This window comes from Bradyrhizobium iriomotense (assembly GCF_030160715.1).
Classification (GTDB): Bacteria; Pseudomonadota; Alphaproteobacteria; order Rhizobiales; family Xanthobacteraceae; genus Bradyrhizobium; species Bradyrhizobium iriomotense.
This window is the reverse complement of sequence record NZ_BSOW01000163.1, coordinates 1-568: the sequence shown is the minus strand read 5'-3', so window position 1 is coordinate 568 and position 568 is coordinate 1. Positions and strand designations below refer to the sequence as shown.

The following is a 568-nucleotide window of genomic DNA, read 5'->3' as shown; positions in this document are numbered from 1 at the left end:
CTGTTCGATGCGCTCCACGACGGCGGCCAGACCGTCGTGATGATCACCCACGATTCCAGCGTGGCCGCGCGCTGCGAACGAACCATTCGCCTGCATGACGGCGAGGTCGTCGCGGACGAGATGCGTGCCCCAATGCCAAGCAAGGTCTGGGCATCATGACGGCATATCAGGCCATTCAGACCGCCCTTCACGCGCTGCGCCTGAACCCGCTGCGCAGCATCCTGACCATCCTGGGTATCGTGATCGGCGTGGCCTCGATCGTCACCGTCTTCGCCATCGGCAAGGGCGCGCAGCTTCGCGTCGAGGAGCAGATCCGTTCGATCGGCTCCAACGTGCTGATGATCATGCCGGGTGCGATTCAACAGGGTGCGGTTCGCATGAAGGCCGGCACCAAACTGACGATGACCGAGGGTGACGTGCAGGCGATCCTCGATCAGATTCCGGAGATCCAGACCGCGGCGGGTTCGGTCGCGGGCACCGCGCAAGTCATCCGGGAAAGCAAGAACTGGAACACCACGATCAACGGCACGACCACCTCGCACTTCATGGTGCGCGACTGGCAATTGTC

1 protein-coding gene is annotated in these 568 nt (G+C 63.0%); it reads left to right on the top strand.

Annotated elements, in window-relative coordinates:
- Window positions 1-155: 155 nt before the first annotated feature.
- Window positions 156-568: ABC transporter permease (locus tag QQL28_RS45795; RefSeq protein ID WP_284276455.1), on the top strand; the 413-nt coding region annotated here is incomplete at its 3' end.